Genomic DNA, 16,267 nt, shown 5'->3' on the forward strand with positions numbered 1-16,267 from the left:
GAATATTTTTTTGCGTCTTTTTCAGCCTAGCTTCTATTTATAAAAAAACATGAAAAGAATATTAAAATCGGCCATTGCACTCTTTGAGGCAGAGTCGAACGACAAAAAAGTAAGAGAAACTGTTGAGGGTTTTATAGCTGAAATAAAAGAAGGTGGCGACAAGGCCGTCAGAGATATTTCGAGAAAACTCGACAATTGGTCACCTGAAAGTTTTAAGTTATCAAAGAGTCAAATTATAGATATCATAGCCAGTTTGCCTTCTCAGGTAATTACAGATATTGAGTTTGCTCAAGCTCAGATAAGAAATTTTGCTCAGCATCAAAAAAATGCCTTGGTTGATATTGAAGTTGAAACACTTCCCGGGGTCTTTTTGGGGCATAAAAACATTCCGGTAAACAGTGTCGGATGTTATATACCGGGTGGAAGATATCCCATGGTGGCTTCGGCACACATGAGTGTGCTGACAGCTAAGGTGGCTGGTGTTAAGCGTGTTATAGCATGTACTCCTCCCATAAAAGGAGAAATTCCTGCCGCCACAGTGGCAGCTATGCACATGGCAGGTGCCGACGAAATTTATCTTTTAGGCGGTGTACAAGCAGTAGCAGCCATGGCTTTAGGAACTGAAACAATAGGGGCTGTAGACATGATTGTAGGCCCGGGCAATGCCTATGTAGCAGAGGCCAAGCGTCAACTTTTTGGTAAAATTGGGATAGATTTGTTGGCGGGGCCAACGGAAACATTGGTGATAGCCGATGATACAAGTGATGCCGAAATATGTGCCACTGATCTTCTTGGTCAAGCCGAGCATGGGCCTACTTCGCCAGCAATACTGCTGACAAACTCCGAGAAATTGGCACAAGAAACTATACTAGAAGTAGAAAGGCAATTAAAGACTCTCCCCACTGCGGATGTGGCAAGCATATCTTGGAGAGATTACGGACAGGTAATCGTTGTGGATTCTGTTGATGAGATGGTGGCCGAGGCGGATGCTATAGCTAGTGAGCATGTACAAGTGATGACGGCTGACCCAAGATATTTCTTAGAGAAAATGACCAATTACGGTGGACTTTTCTTGGGGCAATATACCAACGTGGCCTACGGAGACAAAGTAATAGGTACAAATCATACACTGCCAACCAAACACGGAGCCAAATATACAGGAGGACTATGGGTGGGAAAATTTATGAAAACCTGTACCTATCAAGAAATCAGAACGCCCCAGGCAAGTGCTTTAATAGGTGAATATTGTTCAAGATTATGTGAGATAGAGAATTTCGCAGGGCACAAAGAGCAGGCAGATATAAGGGTGAGACGATATGGCTCTCCAGCATGGCTTTGAGTAATATTTATTTAGTATTAACGATTTTAGATTTATAGGATACTTTGGGTTCAATTTTCGTTGATTAATATTTTTAAAGTTTAGATTTATGAAAACAGTCTTAGTAACAGGTGGAGCTGGTGAAATTGGTTCGGCTATTTGTAGAAAATTTGCAGAGAATGGTTTTGACGTAATTATCACCTATAATTCTAATGCCGAAAAGGCTGAAAAAGTGCTGTCTACGCTTCATCATGGAAACCATTCTGTATTTCAAGCACCAACTATTGACCCTCAGAAAGTAGCAGCTTTGAAGCAATTTGTACTCGAAAAGTACGGAAAATTAGATGTTTTGGTAAACAATGCGGGCATCACAACTCCGGTAAAACATGAAGATTTGGATGCTTTATCTGACGAATGGATAGATAAAATAATGCAGACCAATTTTAGAGGAGGTTTTGCTATGGTGAGAGCTTTTAAAGATTTGCTGAGTAAGTCTGAGGAAGAGTCGGCGTTGGTAGTAAACATTTCTTCTATTGCTGGAATTTATGGTATTGGCTCAAATGTAGCCTATTGTGCTTCAAAGGCCGCCGTTGATTCCATGACTAGGTCTTTGGCCAGAGCCTTGGCTCCAAAAATAAGAGTGGTGTCGGTGTCTCCAGGTTTTGTAGAAGGGGAATACACCAAAAGTTTTGATCCAGCTTTTCTGAAAAACCAAATGGATAACACACCTTTGGAGCGTTTTGCAAATGGAAATGATGTGGCCAACGCAGTTTTTGCGGTTGCTACACAGTTGACTTTTTCTACAGGAAATATCATCACTGTTGATGGTGGTAGACTTTTAAAGTAATGAAATTATGACTGATGTAATAGTCATAACTAAGAAAACCAAGGAGTAAAAATAGCTTGTCAGTAACCATTAATCAATCAAACAGTAACCAATTAACCAATAACCAGACATGCGAATAATAGATCTTTCAGTGACAATTTCGGAAAAAATAAAAGAACCCATGGCCACCAAAATCGATTATGAAGGTCATAAAGATGGTGCAAAGAAGATAGGAGCGATGCTTTTTGGAGGTATGACCGATTGTTTTATCAATGATAACGGCCCTGCTGGTGAGACTCTTACCGTAACAAGTCATTGTGGCACGCACGTAGATGCACCTTACCATTACTACCCAACCTGTGAAGGTAAACCTTCTCGTACGATTGACGAAATGCCGCTGGATTGGTTTTTTCACGATGGGGTAGTCTTAGATTTTACAGACAAGCCTGATGGTTATATGTTTGAACCTGAGGATTTGATTGAGAAATTGGCAGCGATAAATTACACTTTAAAGCCGTTTGATATCGTATTGATCCGTTGTGATGCAGACAAACGTATTCACAATGACGACTTCGTAAAAATTCATGTGGGGGCATCGGCAAAAGCGACACATTGGCTAATAGACCAAGGCATAAAAGTAATGGGTACTGATGGCTGGGGTTGGGATATTCCGTTGCACATTCAAGCGGCTGATTATAAGGCTAATCCAAGGCAAGGGGTTATTTGGCAAGCCCATTATGTGGGAATAGAAAAAGAATATTGTCAAATAGAGAAACTTGCTAATCTGGATCAATTGCCACCTTTTGGTTTTAAAGTGGCTTGTTTTCCTGCCAAAATAGAAAAAGCAAGTGCTGGCTGGACAAGAGCGGTAGCTATTTTTGAGTAAATAGGTTTGGTTACTGGGCAAAGCCCACAGTCACTGAATTGAGCCATGGTCACAAGGCGAAGAGGCAGTCACTGAGCGGAGCCGATTGATGTTTTTGCAAAAAATGAAAAAAGAAATTAACATACCAGTTATAGAACCCAACGGAATGGATTCCTTCCATTTCGGTGGGGTCAGCTGGCCTTTTAATTTGAGCAAAGATCATAATCTTTTTCATATCAATCGCATTGAAAACTACAGAGACAAGCTCTCGTTCCCACTTCCTCCGCATCGTAAAACAGTATATGACGTAATTTTTCTTACAAAAGGGAAGTCGGTTAGGAGTAAGGGTTTGGCTAATTATGAATTCGGAAATGGTCAGTTTTTCTTTTTGCCGCCTTATCAAATTACTTCTCATGAGTTTATGAGTCAAGATGCGGAAGGATTTTTCGTTCATTTTGATACAGATATTCTCAAACATTATTCTTTAGACAAGCACCTCAATAAGTTCAATTTCTTAAATTTCCTTTCAAACCCAATCGTAGCCGTACCTAATGAGGCTATTGAGGCAATTTTAAATATTTTTTATAGATTAGAGGCATTAGACCAAGTTGCAGAAAACAAACAAATGGATTTGATTGCTTTTTATGTTTTTGCATTGCTCAAAGAAGCGGCTTTGTATGCCGAGACCGACTCAAAACCTCAAAAAAATGCTGCAGCAAGCCTTGTTCAACGTTATAAAGAAGCACTTTCTCAATTTATTTATCAGAAACAAAAGGTTAGTGACTACGCTGATTATCTGCATGTAACACCCAACCACTTAAATAAATGCGTGAAAAACATAACCATGAAATCATCGCAGGATTTGTTGAATGAAATGATGATCCTTGAGGCAAAGTCACTTTTGAAGTATTCGAATCTGCACATTGCCGAAATTGCCATAAAATTGGGAAACCAGACACCGAGTAATTTCGCTCGTTTCTTCAAAAGCAAAACAGGCATGATGCCCAAAGAGTACAAGTAATGGTTTAATAACAACAATAACTCTAAAAATCAACAACAGTGCAGTAGAGTTTGTGGAATTGTTTTCTTTATTTTTGGTAGAGATTTATACTTCTCAAAATTGATTTGTTTTTTTTTAATTTAAGAATTAAATGATCTAGGTTTGAAGTAATGGTGAGATTAAATAATAAGCTTCTGTGATTTCCTAAATCAGTTTTTTAATACTTTTATGCTTATTAATTGATAAAATATAAATTGAACAAAAAACAAGAAAATAGTCTTTTTGAAAATCAAGTAGCGATAGTTACAGGTGCTGGTGTTGGGATAGGTTTTGAGATTGCTCGTAAATTGGCTGACAAAGGAGCCAGTGTGGTTCTAAACGACATTGACGGTGAATTAGCACAAAAAGCATGTCAAAATATTTCTAAAAACGGGGGAATTTGCAAAGCCTTTGCAGGTGATGTTTCAGATATGACAGCCATTGAGAGAATTGTTGAATTTGCTGTAAATTCATTTGGAAGACTGGATATTTTAATTGCAAATGCAGGTATTACAACCTTTGGCGATTTTTGGGAATATCAACCAGCTTCTATGCAGCATTTGTTGCAGGTTAATCTTTTCGGTACTTTTTTTCTGACACAAGCGGCCACCAAACAAATGGTGGCTCAGGGGCAAGGCGGAAGTGTTTTGCTTACTTCGTCTGTAACTGCTCATGCTGCCCATAAAAACTTGGCTGCCTATGGCATGACAAAGGCGGCGATAGACCAACTTGCAAAAAACCTGATTGTAGATTTAGCTCCGCATGGTATCAATATAAACACCATTGTTCCGGGGGCGACACTTACGGAGCGAACCTTGGAAGATACTGAATACATTTCTACTTGGTCAAGAATTACGCCAACTGGTAGACCTGCCACAATAGAAGACATTGCTCACGCTGCATTGTTTTTGGTTTCGCCATTTTCACGGCAAATTATTGGGCAAAATTTGGTAATAGATGGTGGATGGACCTCGGTGGGAGTTTCGCCTTATTAATAATTTTTTTTTGAAATAATCTTAAAAATATGATACGCCATTCCGTAATTCTAAAATTAAAAAAAACCATTAGCGAAGCTGAAAAGCAGGCCTTTTTTGAAGCGGTTGATACACTTGCAGATATTCCTGATGTTCAGAAGTTTGAGGTTTTGAATCAAATAAGTCCCAAAAACAGATTTGAATATGGTATTTCGATGGAGTTTGACAGTCAAATTCAATACGATGTTTATTCCAATCACTCAGTTCATGTAGATTTTATTCAAAACTTCTGGATTCCCAACGTTGAGGATTTTTTAGAAATTGATTACACTCATTTTATTTAAAATATTGAAAAAATTAATATTCTTTTTATTTGTTTCGAGTCCTTTCTGCCAAGCCCAAACTTTGGCCGATTCTATACTTATTGAGAACCATCACCGAAGTTTTTATTTTATTCCCGCCCCAAAGCCCAAAGCCTCGCTTGTATTTGTAATACACGGCTCGCAAGGCGACGGGCAGATTATCAGAAAAAGCCAAGCCGAGAAAAAACTAGAGGGCATTGCCGACGCTGAAAATATATTTTTGGTATATCCCAACGGCTATAAAAGGTATTGGAACGAATGCCGTAAAACTGCCAATTCGGCAGCCAACATGGAAAATATCAATGAGGAGGCGTTTTTCAGCCAAATGTTAGATTATTTCAAAACAAAATATGATATCAACGAAAAGAAAGTTTTTGCAATAGGTACTTCTGGAGGTGGACACATGGCTTATAAATTGGCTTTGACCATGCCCGAAAAATTCAGAGCCATTTCCGCATTTATCGCCAATTTGCCCGATACCAATAACTTAGATTGCTCAGAAAAACGCATTGCAAAACCAGTAATGATAGTCAACGGAACAGCTGACGAAATAAACCCATACAATGGAGGAGAAGTAAAATTGGGACCAAAAGTGAACTTAGGTTTTGTTCGTTCAACCGACAGAACGCTTAATTATTGGTCAAGTCTTGCAGGCTATAAAGGTTCTCCAAAAATGGAAACTGTCCCAGATAGAGACCCTAAAGATGGCAAAACAATGGAAAAATATACGTATAAGTCAAAAAGAAAGCCAGAAATAACACTCTTTAAAGTTATTGGTGGCAAACACGATTATCCCAACGACATAGATATTTACCTTGAAGCTTGGGCGTTTTTTAAGAGAAACTAAATGAGCCTCTAAATTTTGCGGTGTTCAGATTTTGTAAGTTTACTATTTTAACCTTAGATGAAAATGAAAAAGTTAACCCTCCTTATTGGATTAATCTTCCTTCAATTCCAGGTATTTTCTCAGTCCGAAAACCGACTGATGAAAGACATGCCCGCGGGAACATTTTTGCATGGAAACATCCCCTACAACAATGACACTCTAAAAAAGCATCTTTTGGATATTTATTTGCCAGCCAACGCAAAGGGAAAACTTCCGTTGGTCATCATGGTGCATGGTGGTGGTTGGTTGGTGAATGACAAATACGCCGATTTGGGGTACATGAAGAAAACAACTGCCGAACTTTTAAATAATGGATTTGCCTTGGCATCCGTAGATTACCGTTGGGCTTCACAGGCTATTTTTCCGGCATTGATTCAAGATTGTAACAGGGCGGCTTCATTTCTTTATGATAACGCCGAAAAATATGGCTTGGACAAAAATAAATTTGCGGTGATGGGTTGGTCTGCCGGTGGGCATTTGGCATCTCTAATGGGGCTTTCAAAGAACAATAATGTTTCAGATTTTTTCATGCCTAATTCTAGCCAGAAATTCAATTTAAAAGGAGTAGTAGACTTTTATGGGCCATCTTCGTTGATAAGTTTGAAAAATACAGATGACCCAAAAGTCCCTGAATCTATTTTGTTAGGAGATACACCTATAAATCGTCCTGATTTAGCCGAAAAAGCAAGTCCAGTGACTTTTGTAGACAAAAACGATCCTCCATTTCTTATCATTCATGGGGAAAAAGATGAAAGTGTTCCAAATCAACAGTCAAAGTTGTTAAGTTCTTGGCTGAATCTCAAAGGTGTTAAAAATGAGCTAGTTATCGTTAAATACGCACCACATTTCGGAAATATGTTCGACGTTGAAGAAATTAGAGTTAAAGTCGTAGCTTTTCTTAAAGACGTACTGAAATAAATCTTCTATAGAAACCTTAAATTCTTGATATAAATATTTATTAAAATGAAAAAACAAGCAAAATATCTGATGGCTGGACTGGTATTCTTCAGTTTTGTGGTGAATGCCCAAGACTTAAAGACAGGCTTCCAAACATTGCCAAATGCAGCCAAACCTCGTGTATGGTGGCACTGGATGAACGGTAATATCTCAAAAGAGGGTATCCAAAAAGACCTTGAATGGATGAAAAAGACTGGAATTGGCGGCTTTCAAAATTTCGATGCTAATTTGTTTACTCCTGTTGTAGTGCCTAAAAAACTGGTTTTCATGGATCCTGAATGGAAAGATGCCTTTAAGTTTACCACTGACTTGGCTATAAAAAACGGTTTAGAAATGGCCATTGCGGGTTCACCAGGTTGGAGTGTAACGGGTGGGCCATGGGTAGAACCCAAAGATGCCATGAAGAAAATAGTGTGGTCGGAGGTACTGATAAAAGGCGGAGAAACCTTTAATGGCAAACTTCCAGCTTTGCCTAATAATATCGGTAAATATCAAGAAGTGGCCGAAAGTGGCGGAGGTATTTCGGGAGGATTCGTTGGTGTAAAACCCGAGTTTGCAGCAGATGCTTATGTGATAGCCTATAGACTTTCAGATAAAGAAAAACACTTGCCGCAGATGAATCCAAAAATAACGGTTTCAGGAGGTGATTTTGACGTTAAAGGACTTTTAGATCATGATATTAAAACATCTTATTCCATACCGCCTATGGAAGTTGGGCAGGATATGTATGTTCAATATTCGTTTAATGAGCCACAAACTTTCAGAGCATTTGCTGTATCTGGAGCCAGTCAAGATGCTTTGGCGGAGTTTAACGGTGCACCTGAAAACAGAAGCTTAAAAGTAAGCGATGATGGTGTAAACTGGCGTTTAGTAGGAAAGGTATCGGGTAGCACTGTTCCTTTTAATACTGTTTCTATTCCTACCACCACCGCCAAATACTGGCGTATGTGTTTTCAAACACTGCCGATTACCATTAGTCCAATGTTGGCTATGATGGGTATGCCAGCACCTACCAAGCCAGACGGTGTCAATGTGGCTGAATTTGTGCTTTTTAATACTTCTAGAATCAATCAAGCAGAAGACAAAGCTGGTTTTTCGCCTTGGAAAGAAGACAGTGAATACGGAGATTTAAGTTTTAAAGCCGAAACTCCTGATGTGATTCAAAGTCAAAATATTATTGATTTAACTTCAAAAATTGGTGCTGATGGTAGTCTTAATTGGACAGCTCCTGATGGCGGAGAATGGATAGTTTTGCGATTAGGATACGGTCTAACTGGTCGCCAAAACCATCCTGCTTCGCCAGAAGCCACTGGTCTGGAAGTTGATAAATTGGATAAGGAAGCTGTCAGAAAATACATAAATACGTATTTGGATTTGTACAAAGATGCTACTGGAGGCCAAATGGGTGCCAAGGGACTAGAATATATGATTTTGGATAGCTATGAGGCAGGTCACATGAACTGGACGCTAAATATGCCACAGGAGTTTCAGAAAAGACGTGGTTATAGCTTGTTCAAATATCTTCCTGTACTCACTGGTCGAGTTGTAAATGGTTTGGATGAAAGTGAGAAATTTCTTTGGGATTTCAGAAAAACCATTGGTGAAATGATAGCCGAAAATCATTATGATGTTATAGGGGAGGAGTTGGCCAAGCGAGGAATGAAAAGATATACGGAGTCACATGAAGGCGGTAGGATTTATTTGGCCGACGGTATGGATGTGAAAAGAAATGCGGATATCCCGATGGCTGCCATGTGGACACCAGGTAGTTTGGTGCCTGGTGCAGACGAAGAAGTGCGAAGTGAAGCCGACATTAGAGAAGCCGCATCTGTAGCTAATATTTATGGTAAACCTTTCGTGGCAGCCGAGTCCATGACTTCTGTGGGTAAGCCTTTTCAAGAATATCCAGAAAAACTCAAAAGAACTGCCGATCTAGAATTGGCCTCTGGCCTTAATCGATTTGTGATTCATACCTCTGTTCATCAGCCTTTAGATAAATCTCCTGGTTTTTCGCTCGGGCCATTTGGTCAGTATTTTTCAAGATTAGAAACATGGTCTGGGGCAGGTGCCAAAGCTTGGATGGCTTATTTGGGTAGAAGTTCATATATGCTGCAACAAGGCAAAAATGTGGCTGATATTCTATATTTATACGGCGAGAACACCAATATCACTTGGATTAGCCGCAAAAGTTTGCCGAATGTTCCAAAAGGATTAGAATTTGATTTTGTTAATTCTTCAGCTCTTATCAATGCCATTCAAGCTAAAAATGGACAATTGGTGGCTCAAAGTGGTAATACCTACAAAGTTCTGATGCTCGACGAAAGTGCTAAGCTGATGACTTTGCCGGTTTTGAAGAAAATAAAAACTTTGGTAGATAGTGGAGTAAAAATAGTAGGAGCTAGACCGGAAAAGTCTCCAAGTATGGCTGATAGCGATTCAGAATTCCAAAAGTTGGCTGATGAAATTTGGAAAAGTAATAAAGTCACAACTATTGATAATATTAATATTCAGCCAGATGTAAAAATTTCAGGAACAAATAATAAAATTCTTTTCAGGCATAGAAGTACGGGCTTTGGCTCTGCTCAGCCAAGTCAGGGGCATGAGGTTTACTGGCTAAATAACAGGAGTGATGCTCCTACAACGGCCGAGGTAAGTTTTAGAGTTACTGACAAAATACCTGAACTTTGGAATGCTCAAACAGGAAAAACCGAAAAACTGAGTTATCAAATAAAAGACGGTCGTACGGTTGTTCCATTGCAGTTTGAGTCTTGGGATGCGTACTTTGTGGTGTTTAGAGAGAAAACTACAAGCACCAGTTTGACACTGCCGAAAAAGGCTGAAACCACTTTGGCTCAAATTTCGACATCATGGAAAGTGAAATTTGGAGCTAAAAACACAATGTTTGAAAAATTAAGTTCATGGTCAGAAAATACAGATTCAGATGTGAAATATTTCTCAGGAACAGCAATTTATGAAAATGTATTATCACTTAATCGTCCCGCAAGCGGTGAGGTTTGGTTGGACCTTGGAGATGTAAAGAATATGGCTGAAGTTTTTGTAAATGGCCAAAACATGGGAACAGTTTGGAAGAAGCCTTTCAAGGTTGATATAACTAAGGCCTTGAAAGATGGCAAAAATGATATAAAGATAGAAGTGACGAATACTTGGGTGAACCGACTGATCGGCGATGCTCAACCTAATGCGGTTAAGACGACTTTTACCACTATGCCATTTTATCGTTCTAACTCTCCATTGGTACCAGCTGGGCTTTTGGGCGATGTAAAAATTATAGGTGTTAAATAAGGATTTTATGTTTTTAAGAAGAGAGAGCAGCTTAGGGTGTTCTCTTTTTTTATGTGGTATTTCTTAGTTTTGATTTGAAGATATGTAAAGGAATCGATTTACAAAAGATGACAATTCAAAAGTTGAAAGCATCTCAATGAAGCTAATTTTCTATGATTATTCTAGAATGGCGTTTATTATAGTTAATCATGCCAAATATTAAGAAGATATAGGAAGTGGTTTGTAAAATTCTTACGAATGGATATATAAAGAACGTTTCAGAATTGAATACAAAATAGCTTTGTATAATGTGTATAAACTCTGTCAGCCAAATACCTATAATTATTAAATATCTGCTTGAGTATTTGACTGCCTGCGGCAAAAACATTACAAAAACGCAAGTGCAGGCCGCAAATAATGCGAATAAAAAGGACAAAACTTTAATTTGAGTATCCTCCATTGGTAGTATCACAAAGAAATAATTCAGGAAAGGAATAGAAAATACAATTGGGACCAATAAATAATTAGTACCTGGAAACTTGATTTTTTTAAATTCTGCCCCTAAAGATTTAAAGATATTCAACCACAAAGCATAAATTACTAAATATAGAACAATATTAATTTTAATAGCATTTAGACTAGAAAATGTATATCTCGAAAGACCTAACAGTAAGGGTATCAGTATAGTTATGAGAAATTTTATCTGTATTTTGTTCAGTTTTGAATTTTGATATTGGTAGTACCAAATCGCCAATACTACATTGACAGATTCTCTAAATGTAAAATCAAGAGTGCTCATTGAGCCATCACCAGTATTTAGAAATGTGATAATTTCAAATGAAGACAATAGAAATATTGTTACCACAAAAATGTAGTTGTTTTTCAAGGCTTTTTGTTAGTTTATCGTAGGCTATTCTAGCAACTAAATTAATGTATTTTTTGAAAACCTCAAACTCAAATAAAAAAACAATTTTCTTAAGGTATGTACTTTGTAACAATTTCAAAATAAAAGTCATTAGGGAATTTGTTTTGTTAATATTAAAGCCTTTTTTTTCAATCAACAGCTTCTAAAAACAGTTCATTGTATAAGTACATATACGACTTTTTGTAAACAAAATATCTTTAAATGATTTTAATTTATTGATATTTGCCACTTTTATTCTATAATTATTTTTGAGGTCCGTTTGAAATAGTATATCATTCCCACTATTAAGATAACTGTGGAGATAGTTTGTAATAATCTAGCAAACGGATAAATAAACAATGATTCAGATTCGAAGTAGAAATAGCTCTGCATCATGTTAGTGATACCTTCTAACCAAACACCAAGAATTATCAAATATCTTCCTGAAAAATATTTGGTGATTGGCAAAAATAATATGTATACATATTTACTACCCGCAAACAAGGCAAACAAAAATGATAAAGCTTTATTTTTTGAATCCAACATTGGAAACAATACCATGAAATAATATACTATTGGAATTGAAAAGATTATTGGAACAAGTAAATAATAGGTGCGAGGAAATCTTTTTTTGTTGAAACTCGCTCCAAGGGAATTAATGATGTTCATCCATAAAACATAAATAACAAAATAGAAAAAAGTATTTATTTTGATGGCATATTCGCTAGGAATAATGTAACTGCTTAGACCTAAGAACAAGGGAATCAGTATGATTATGAGGAATTTCTTTTGTGTTTTGTTTAGTTTTTGGTCTAGTTCTCTATAATACCAAATTGCAAGCATTATTGTAACCAATTCTCGGAAAACGAAAGTTATATTGGCTCCATATTGTGCTTTTGTGATACGAAATGCAATAATCTCACACGATATCAATATAAATATCAATACCAAGTAGATGGAGTTGTTTTTCATGCTTTAATGTATAGTTTTCTAATGGCAGTATTCTTGCACAATTTATAGAATTATCTATACTAATCCTATATATTAAAAACATTTTATGCATATTAAGAGTTTAAGGAATTTACTTTTTTTATGCACTTAGGAAGTTTTTATCGGCTAATAGTTTTCAAATTCTTTTTCTAAAGAATTAGTCCTCGTTTTTTATATGTTAAGCCAATGTTTATGATTTCGGAAAGAATGATTTCTGTGTGTTTCAATAATAGAAACGCACTTTTAAGTCGCTCATTATTAGTTTAATGTGGATTAATAGCATTAGTTGTTGTTCAGATTTGAATGCGATTATGATAGAAAAACTATTCCGGTATCAGTTAAATTTATCCTTGTACTGTGCTTACAATAGCTTCTCATACACAAAATTAAGAGGACCTAATGAACAGTTTGTAAAACGCTTGCAATGAGATACATTAAGAAAGATTCGGCGTCGAAATTATAGAATCCTTGCATCATGTGTGTAAACTCTCCGAGCCAAATTTCAAGAATAATTAAGTATCTATCCGAATAGCTTTTTTGTAGGCAAGAACAATACAAAAACGTCTGCACTACTTGCAAACAGTACCAAAATGAACCTGAGTATCTCACTGTTTACCTTCAGTATCCGAAATAGTAAAAAAATAGCATACTTGGGGTATGATATATATGATGTGTTTAGCAAATATTTTACACGCCGAAATTTTAAAATCTTAAATACGGTTCATAGAGACTTGAAAATGTTTAGCATTAAAACATATATTGTAAAATAAAAAAGTGGATTTGCTTTGAATGCATTTGGTTCGATATGGAGATGTTTCGAAATTCCTACCACCAAAACAATCAGGATAGTTATAAGGAATTTCTTCTCTATAAGGTCTTTATTTGAAAGTGGCTCGCCATATTATCGTACTGTTAATTCCAAAATTTCTAATTCTCAAAAAAAGAGTTTCAAATGTTCTGAATCCATCTTCGGCATTCATGCATGAAGTGATTTGACATGACAAGAATATAGATGTAGAAACGATATAAATGTAGTTGTTTTTAATGGGTTGGATTTAGTTTTCTTAAAGCTATATTCAAACACAAATTACTTTAAAAAAAGTATTTTTATGGGTAGAAAAAAGCAATGAAATTCACAAAGAAATATTTTTTAGAAATATCGATTTGCACCCAAAACTTTCTTAAGATAGTTTAAGCTAGCTTTAAGATTTTACTATAAATTGGGAGATGCTTTTTCTTCAATTCTGATTTTTTTTAAGTTCAAAAAACAAATAAAATTATTAAGCGGTATCATACCATTTTTTTTTGTTAAAAAGCTCTTTTTTAGGGTTTTTGGCATGCAAAATGGAATGGTTTTTGCCCTCAAATATTCAAGTTATATTAGGAGTAAAATACATCAAGTAATTACCTCATTATAGCTCTAACCAAAACCATTTTTTTAAAAGAATCTATATGAATACATTTTCTACATCTTACCGTTACGTAAACGAGAATCCTACTATCAGAGACTTTAATATGGTGTGCGACCTTATAGAGGTTGTCTTAGTTAAGAAAAATTCAGAGCAGTTATCTGTAGTTTATGAGGATATTTTGGGTAACCTAACCACCCAGTATAATGAGTTACTTGAGACAGATATGATAAAATCGAAGCAAGACAAGTGGGTAATTCGCGATCCTTTCGCTAATGTTAAATGCTGATTCTAACCAAAACATAGGTGTCTTTCTCTTCCCGATGGTAAGTGAAATTTAGAGCTTAAGTTAACATTAAACAGTGCAAACTAAAATAGCGTGTTCTACTTTAGTAAGCGTTAATTGATTATTGTAAATAGTTTTCCATGATACTTTAGTTAGTAATCTTCATCATTTTTTTAAAAATTGGTGGGGTATTTTGTTAAAATTTGATTTAGGATAAATCATTTGTCTTATTCAGAAATCTTAGCAAATATCCAATAAATAAATGCTCAATCAGAGATACAATAAGCTGAAAGCAGTAACTTTGTATTAAAGTTATTGACATGTCGCCAAAAATAGATTTGGTGTCTTTGTATCTGTTCGATGAAAAATATATTTTTCTATTCCAACTTATTTTTAAGTTTACTTTTAGTAACACTTTCAAGTTCAGTTTTGGCTCAAACCTCTGAAGAAAAAGCTCATCCTAATCCTCCAATGCCTGTGGAATTGATGCTGGGTGACAGGGGGCTTAATTTTCAGCTGAATACTACCAAACAGCTTAGCCCAACAAGCAGATTTGGTTTTTTTAATGTAACGACTTTTTTTGCTGATTATAAAAATGTTGTTCCTAAAAATGAAATATTTTCCCAATCATTATTAACCGTCAAAGTCTGGAGGAAATTATCTGCAGTCACAGGATTTTCTATCAATCATTTCGTAGGTTTTAAGCCTACTGCGGGTTTGCAATTTGTACATGCTGATCCAAAAACTTTGGTGGTAATCCAACCTCAAATGGGTTTGACAGAAAGGCACCATTTTGAAAACTTCTCACTACTAGAATTTAAGCCAAAATTCAACAAACATTGGGGGCTTTATACTCGGATCCAAACCGTAATAGATTATAGCCCATCCACCAAATTGCACAACCGCAGCTATGTATATTTAAGGGCCGGAGCAAGCTTTAAAAATTATCAATTCGGTCTTGGTAGTAATTTTGATTTCTACGGACCCGCCAAGCACAAAGAGAATAGTTTTGGGATGTTTGTAAGGGCCGAGTTATTTTAATTACAAGATTTATCGGGAAGTTGTTTTTTTAATGAATTCCCAAAAAAAAAATGCACAATTGTACAATGCAGCAAACTTTCCAAATACACTTCGGGTTGTTAATGAAAGTACCTGCATCAAATGACCAAAATACCTTTGTCTGTTCTTGAACTTGCTACGGTGATAGAGGGAGGAAATCACCGCACCGCCATAGACAATACAGTTAAAATTGCACAGCATGTGGAAAATCTTGGTTATCAACGAATTTGGATGGCCGAACACCACAATATGGAGTACATTGCTAGTTCAGCAACGTCTGTTTTGATAGGTCATGTGGCAGCAAAAACCAGGATTATTCGAGCAGGTTCGGGAGGAATAATGCTTCCTAATCACAGTCCGCTGGTTATAGCCGAGCAGTTCGGCACACTCGAAACCATTTATCCAGGACGAATAGATTTGGGCTTGGGTAGAGCACCAGGTTCCGACCAAGTCACGGCTATGGCTTTGAGGCGAAATCAGGAAACTGCTCATTCGTTTCCGAGAGATGTGCGTCAATTGCAAACCTATTTTAGCGAGGATAACGCGGATGCAAAAGTGCGGGCATTTCCGGGCGAGGGCTTGGATATACCAATTTGGATATTGGGTTCGAGTACCGACAGTGCCTATTTAGCAGCTGAAATGGGACTTCCTTATGCTTTTGCCTCACATTTTGCTCCAGCCCAGTTTCGTGCTGCTATTAAAATTTACCGGAGTAATTTTAAGCCCTCTACGGCATTGCAAAAGCCCTACGTGATGGCCTGCGTAAATGTGATAGGAGCAGATACTGATGATGAAGCAAACATGTTATTAAGCAGTTTGTTGAATCTTTTTGTGGGAATCATTACCAATACCCGCAAGCCGCTCAGGCCAGCGGGCATTTTTCCAGAAAGTTATAATATTCCAGAAGTGAAAAACGCTGTCAACAATATGCTTTCCTGCACATTTTATGGAAGCAAAGAAACACTCAAAAAGAATATCTCACAGTTTATTGCCGAAACCGAGATAGATGAGTTGATGGTGGCATCGCACATTTTTGATTTGGATGCAAAACTGAAGTCTTTTTCCATTTTGAATGAAGCTCTTGCTGAGATTTAAATCTACCTTTTTATA

Annotated in this window: 12 protein-coding genes; 11 read left to right on the forward strand and 1 reads right to left on the reverse strand. The window is 36.8% G+C overall.

What is annotated here, in order from left to right:
- Nucleotides 1–49: 49 nt before the first annotated feature.
- The 9 genes from hisD (at nt 50) to EGI26_RS09890 (ending at nt 10,530) form a co-directional block, all read left to right on the forward strand.
- Nucleotides 50–1,339: a histidinol dehydrogenase gene (gene hisD / locus EGI26_RS09850; protein WP_255077968.1), complete on the forward strand. Its 1,290-nt coding sequence runs from the start codon at nt 50–52 to the stop codon at nt 1,337–1,339.
- An 88-nt stretch (nt 1,340–1,427) separates the two neighbouring features.
- Nucleotides 1,428–2,165 carry an SDR family NAD(P)-dependent oxidoreductase gene (locus EGI26_RS09855; RefSeq protein ID WP_255077969.1) on the forward strand — a complete coding sequence of 246 codons (738 nt, stop codon included), beginning with the start codon at nt 1,428–1,430 and terminating at the stop codon, nt 2,163–2,165.
- A 109-nt stretch (nt 2,166–2,274) separates the two neighbouring features.
- Nucleotides 2,275–3,030, forward strand: coding sequence for a cyclase family protein (locus EGI26_RS09860; protein ID WP_255077970.1), 756 nt, complete (start codon nt 2,275–2,277; stop codon nt 3,028–3,030).
- A gap of 103 nt (nt 3,031–3,133) precedes the next feature.
- On the forward strand, nt 3,134–4,030 hold the full coding sequence (locus tag EGI26_RS09865) for an AraC family transcriptional regulator (protein ID WP_255077972.1): 897 nt from the start codon (nt 3,134–3,136) through the stop codon (nt 4,028–4,030).
- A 233-nt stretch (nt 4,031–4,263) separates the two neighbouring features.
- The gene (locus tag EGI26_RS09870; protein ID WP_255077974.1) at nt 4,264–5,043 is read left to right on the forward strand and encodes an SDR family NAD(P)-dependent oxidoreductase; all 780 of its coding nucleotides are present in this window, start codon (nt 4,264–4,266) and stop codon (nt 5,041–5,043) included.
- Between the two features lie 29 nt (nt 5,044–5,072).
- Nucleotides 5,073–5,366 (forward strand): Dabb family protein, encoded by a 294-nt coding sequence (locus EGI26_RS09875; RefSeq protein WP_255077975.1) that lies wholly within the window; start codon nt 5,073–5,075, stop codon nt 5,364–5,366.
- A gap of 4 nt (nt 5,367–5,370) precedes the next feature.
- Nucleotides 5,371–6,231, forward strand: coding sequence for a PHB depolymerase family esterase (locus tag EGI26_RS09880; protein ID WP_255077977.1), 861 nt, complete (start codon nt 5,371–5,373; stop codon nt 6,229–6,231).
- 63 nt (nt 6,232–6,294) lie between these two features.
- Nucleotides 6,295–7,188: an alpha/beta hydrolase gene (locus tag EGI26_RS09885; RefSeq protein ID WP_255077978.1), complete on the forward strand. Its 894-nt coding sequence runs from the start codon at nt 6,295–6,297 to the stop codon at nt 7,186–7,188.
- Between the two features lie 45 nt (nt 7,189–7,233).
- Nucleotides 7,234–10,530 (forward strand): glycosyl hydrolase, encoded by a 3,297-nt coding sequence (locus tag EGI26_RS09890; protein WP_255077981.1) that lies wholly within the window; start codon nt 7,234–7,236, stop codon nt 10,528–10,530.
- 1,135 nt (nt 10,531–11,665) lie between these two features.
- On the opposite strand, the gene EGI26_RS09895 is transcribed toward EGI26_RS09890, so the two are convergent.
- Nucleotides 11,666–12,385 (reverse strand): hypothetical protein, encoded by a 720-nt coding sequence (locus tag EGI26_RS09895; protein WP_255077982.1) that lies wholly within the window; start codon nt 12,383–12,385, stop codon nt 11,666–11,668.
- Nucleotides 12,386–14,458: 2,073 nt separating this feature from the next.
- Here EGI26_RS09895 and EGI26_RS09900 point away from each other — a divergent pair.
- Both EGI26_RS09900 and EGI26_RS09905 read left to right on the forward strand, forming a co-directional pair.
- Nucleotides 14,459–15,139 (forward strand): hypothetical protein, encoded by a 681-nt coding sequence (locus EGI26_RS09900; RefSeq protein ID WP_255077983.1) that lies wholly within the window; start codon nt 14,459–14,461, stop codon nt 15,137–15,139.
- A 120-nt stretch (nt 15,140–15,259) separates the two neighbouring features.
- The gene (locus EGI26_RS09905) at nt 15,260–16,252 is read left to right on the forward strand and encodes an LLM class flavin-dependent oxidoreductase (protein ID WP_255077984.1); all 993 of its coding nucleotides are present in this window, start codon (nt 15,260–15,262) and stop codon (nt 16,250–16,252) included.
- Nucleotides 16,253–16,267 lie beyond the last annotated feature (15 nt).

The organism is Lacihabitans sp. CCS-44 (assembly GCF_024343735.1).
In the GTDB taxonomy this organism is placed as follows: Bacteria; Bacteroidota; Bacteroidia; order Cytophagales; family Spirosomataceae; genus Leadbetterella.

Excerpts from the sequence above, each read along its gene's own strand:
- hisD (WP_255077968.1), top strand. The coding sequence starts at position 50 with ATGAAAAGAATATTAAAATCGGCCATTGCACTCTTTGAGGCAGAGTCG.
- EGI26_RS09855 (WP_255077969.1), top strand. The coding sequence starts at position 1,428 with ATGAAAACAGTCTTAGTAACAGGTGGAGCTGGTGAAATTGGTTCGGCT.
- EGI26_RS09860 (WP_255077970.1), top strand. The coding sequence starts at position 2,275 with ATGCGAATAATAGATCTTTCAGTGACAATTTCGGAAAAAATAAAAGAA.
- EGI26_RS09865 (WP_255077972.1), top strand. The coding sequence starts at position 3,134 with ATGAAAAAAGAAATTAACATACCAGTTATAGAACCCAACGGAATGGAT.
- EGI26_RS09875 (WP_255077975.1), top strand. The coding sequence starts at position 5,073 with ATGATACGCCATTCCGTAATTCTAAAATTAAAAAAAACCATTAGCGAA.
- EGI26_RS09885 (WP_255077978.1), top strand. The coding sequence starts at position 6,295 with ATGAAAAAGTTAACCCTCCTTATTGGATTAATCTTCCTTCAATTCCAG.
- EGI26_RS09890 (WP_255077981.1), top strand. The coding sequence starts at position 7,234 with ATGAAAAAACAAGCAAAATATCTGATGGCTGGACTGGTATTCTTCAGT.
- EGI26_RS09895 (WP_255077982.1), bottom strand. The coding sequence starts at position 12,385 with ATGAAAAACAACTCCATCTACTTGGTATTGATATTTATATTGATATCG.
- EGI26_RS09900 (WP_255077983.1), top strand. The coding sequence starts at position 14,459 with ATGAAAAATATATTTTTCTATTCCAACTTATTTTTAAGTTTACTTTTA.
- EGI26_RS09905 (WP_255077984.1), top strand. The coding sequence starts at position 15,260 with ATGACCAAAATACCTTTGTCTGTTCTTGAACTTGCTACGGTGATAGAG.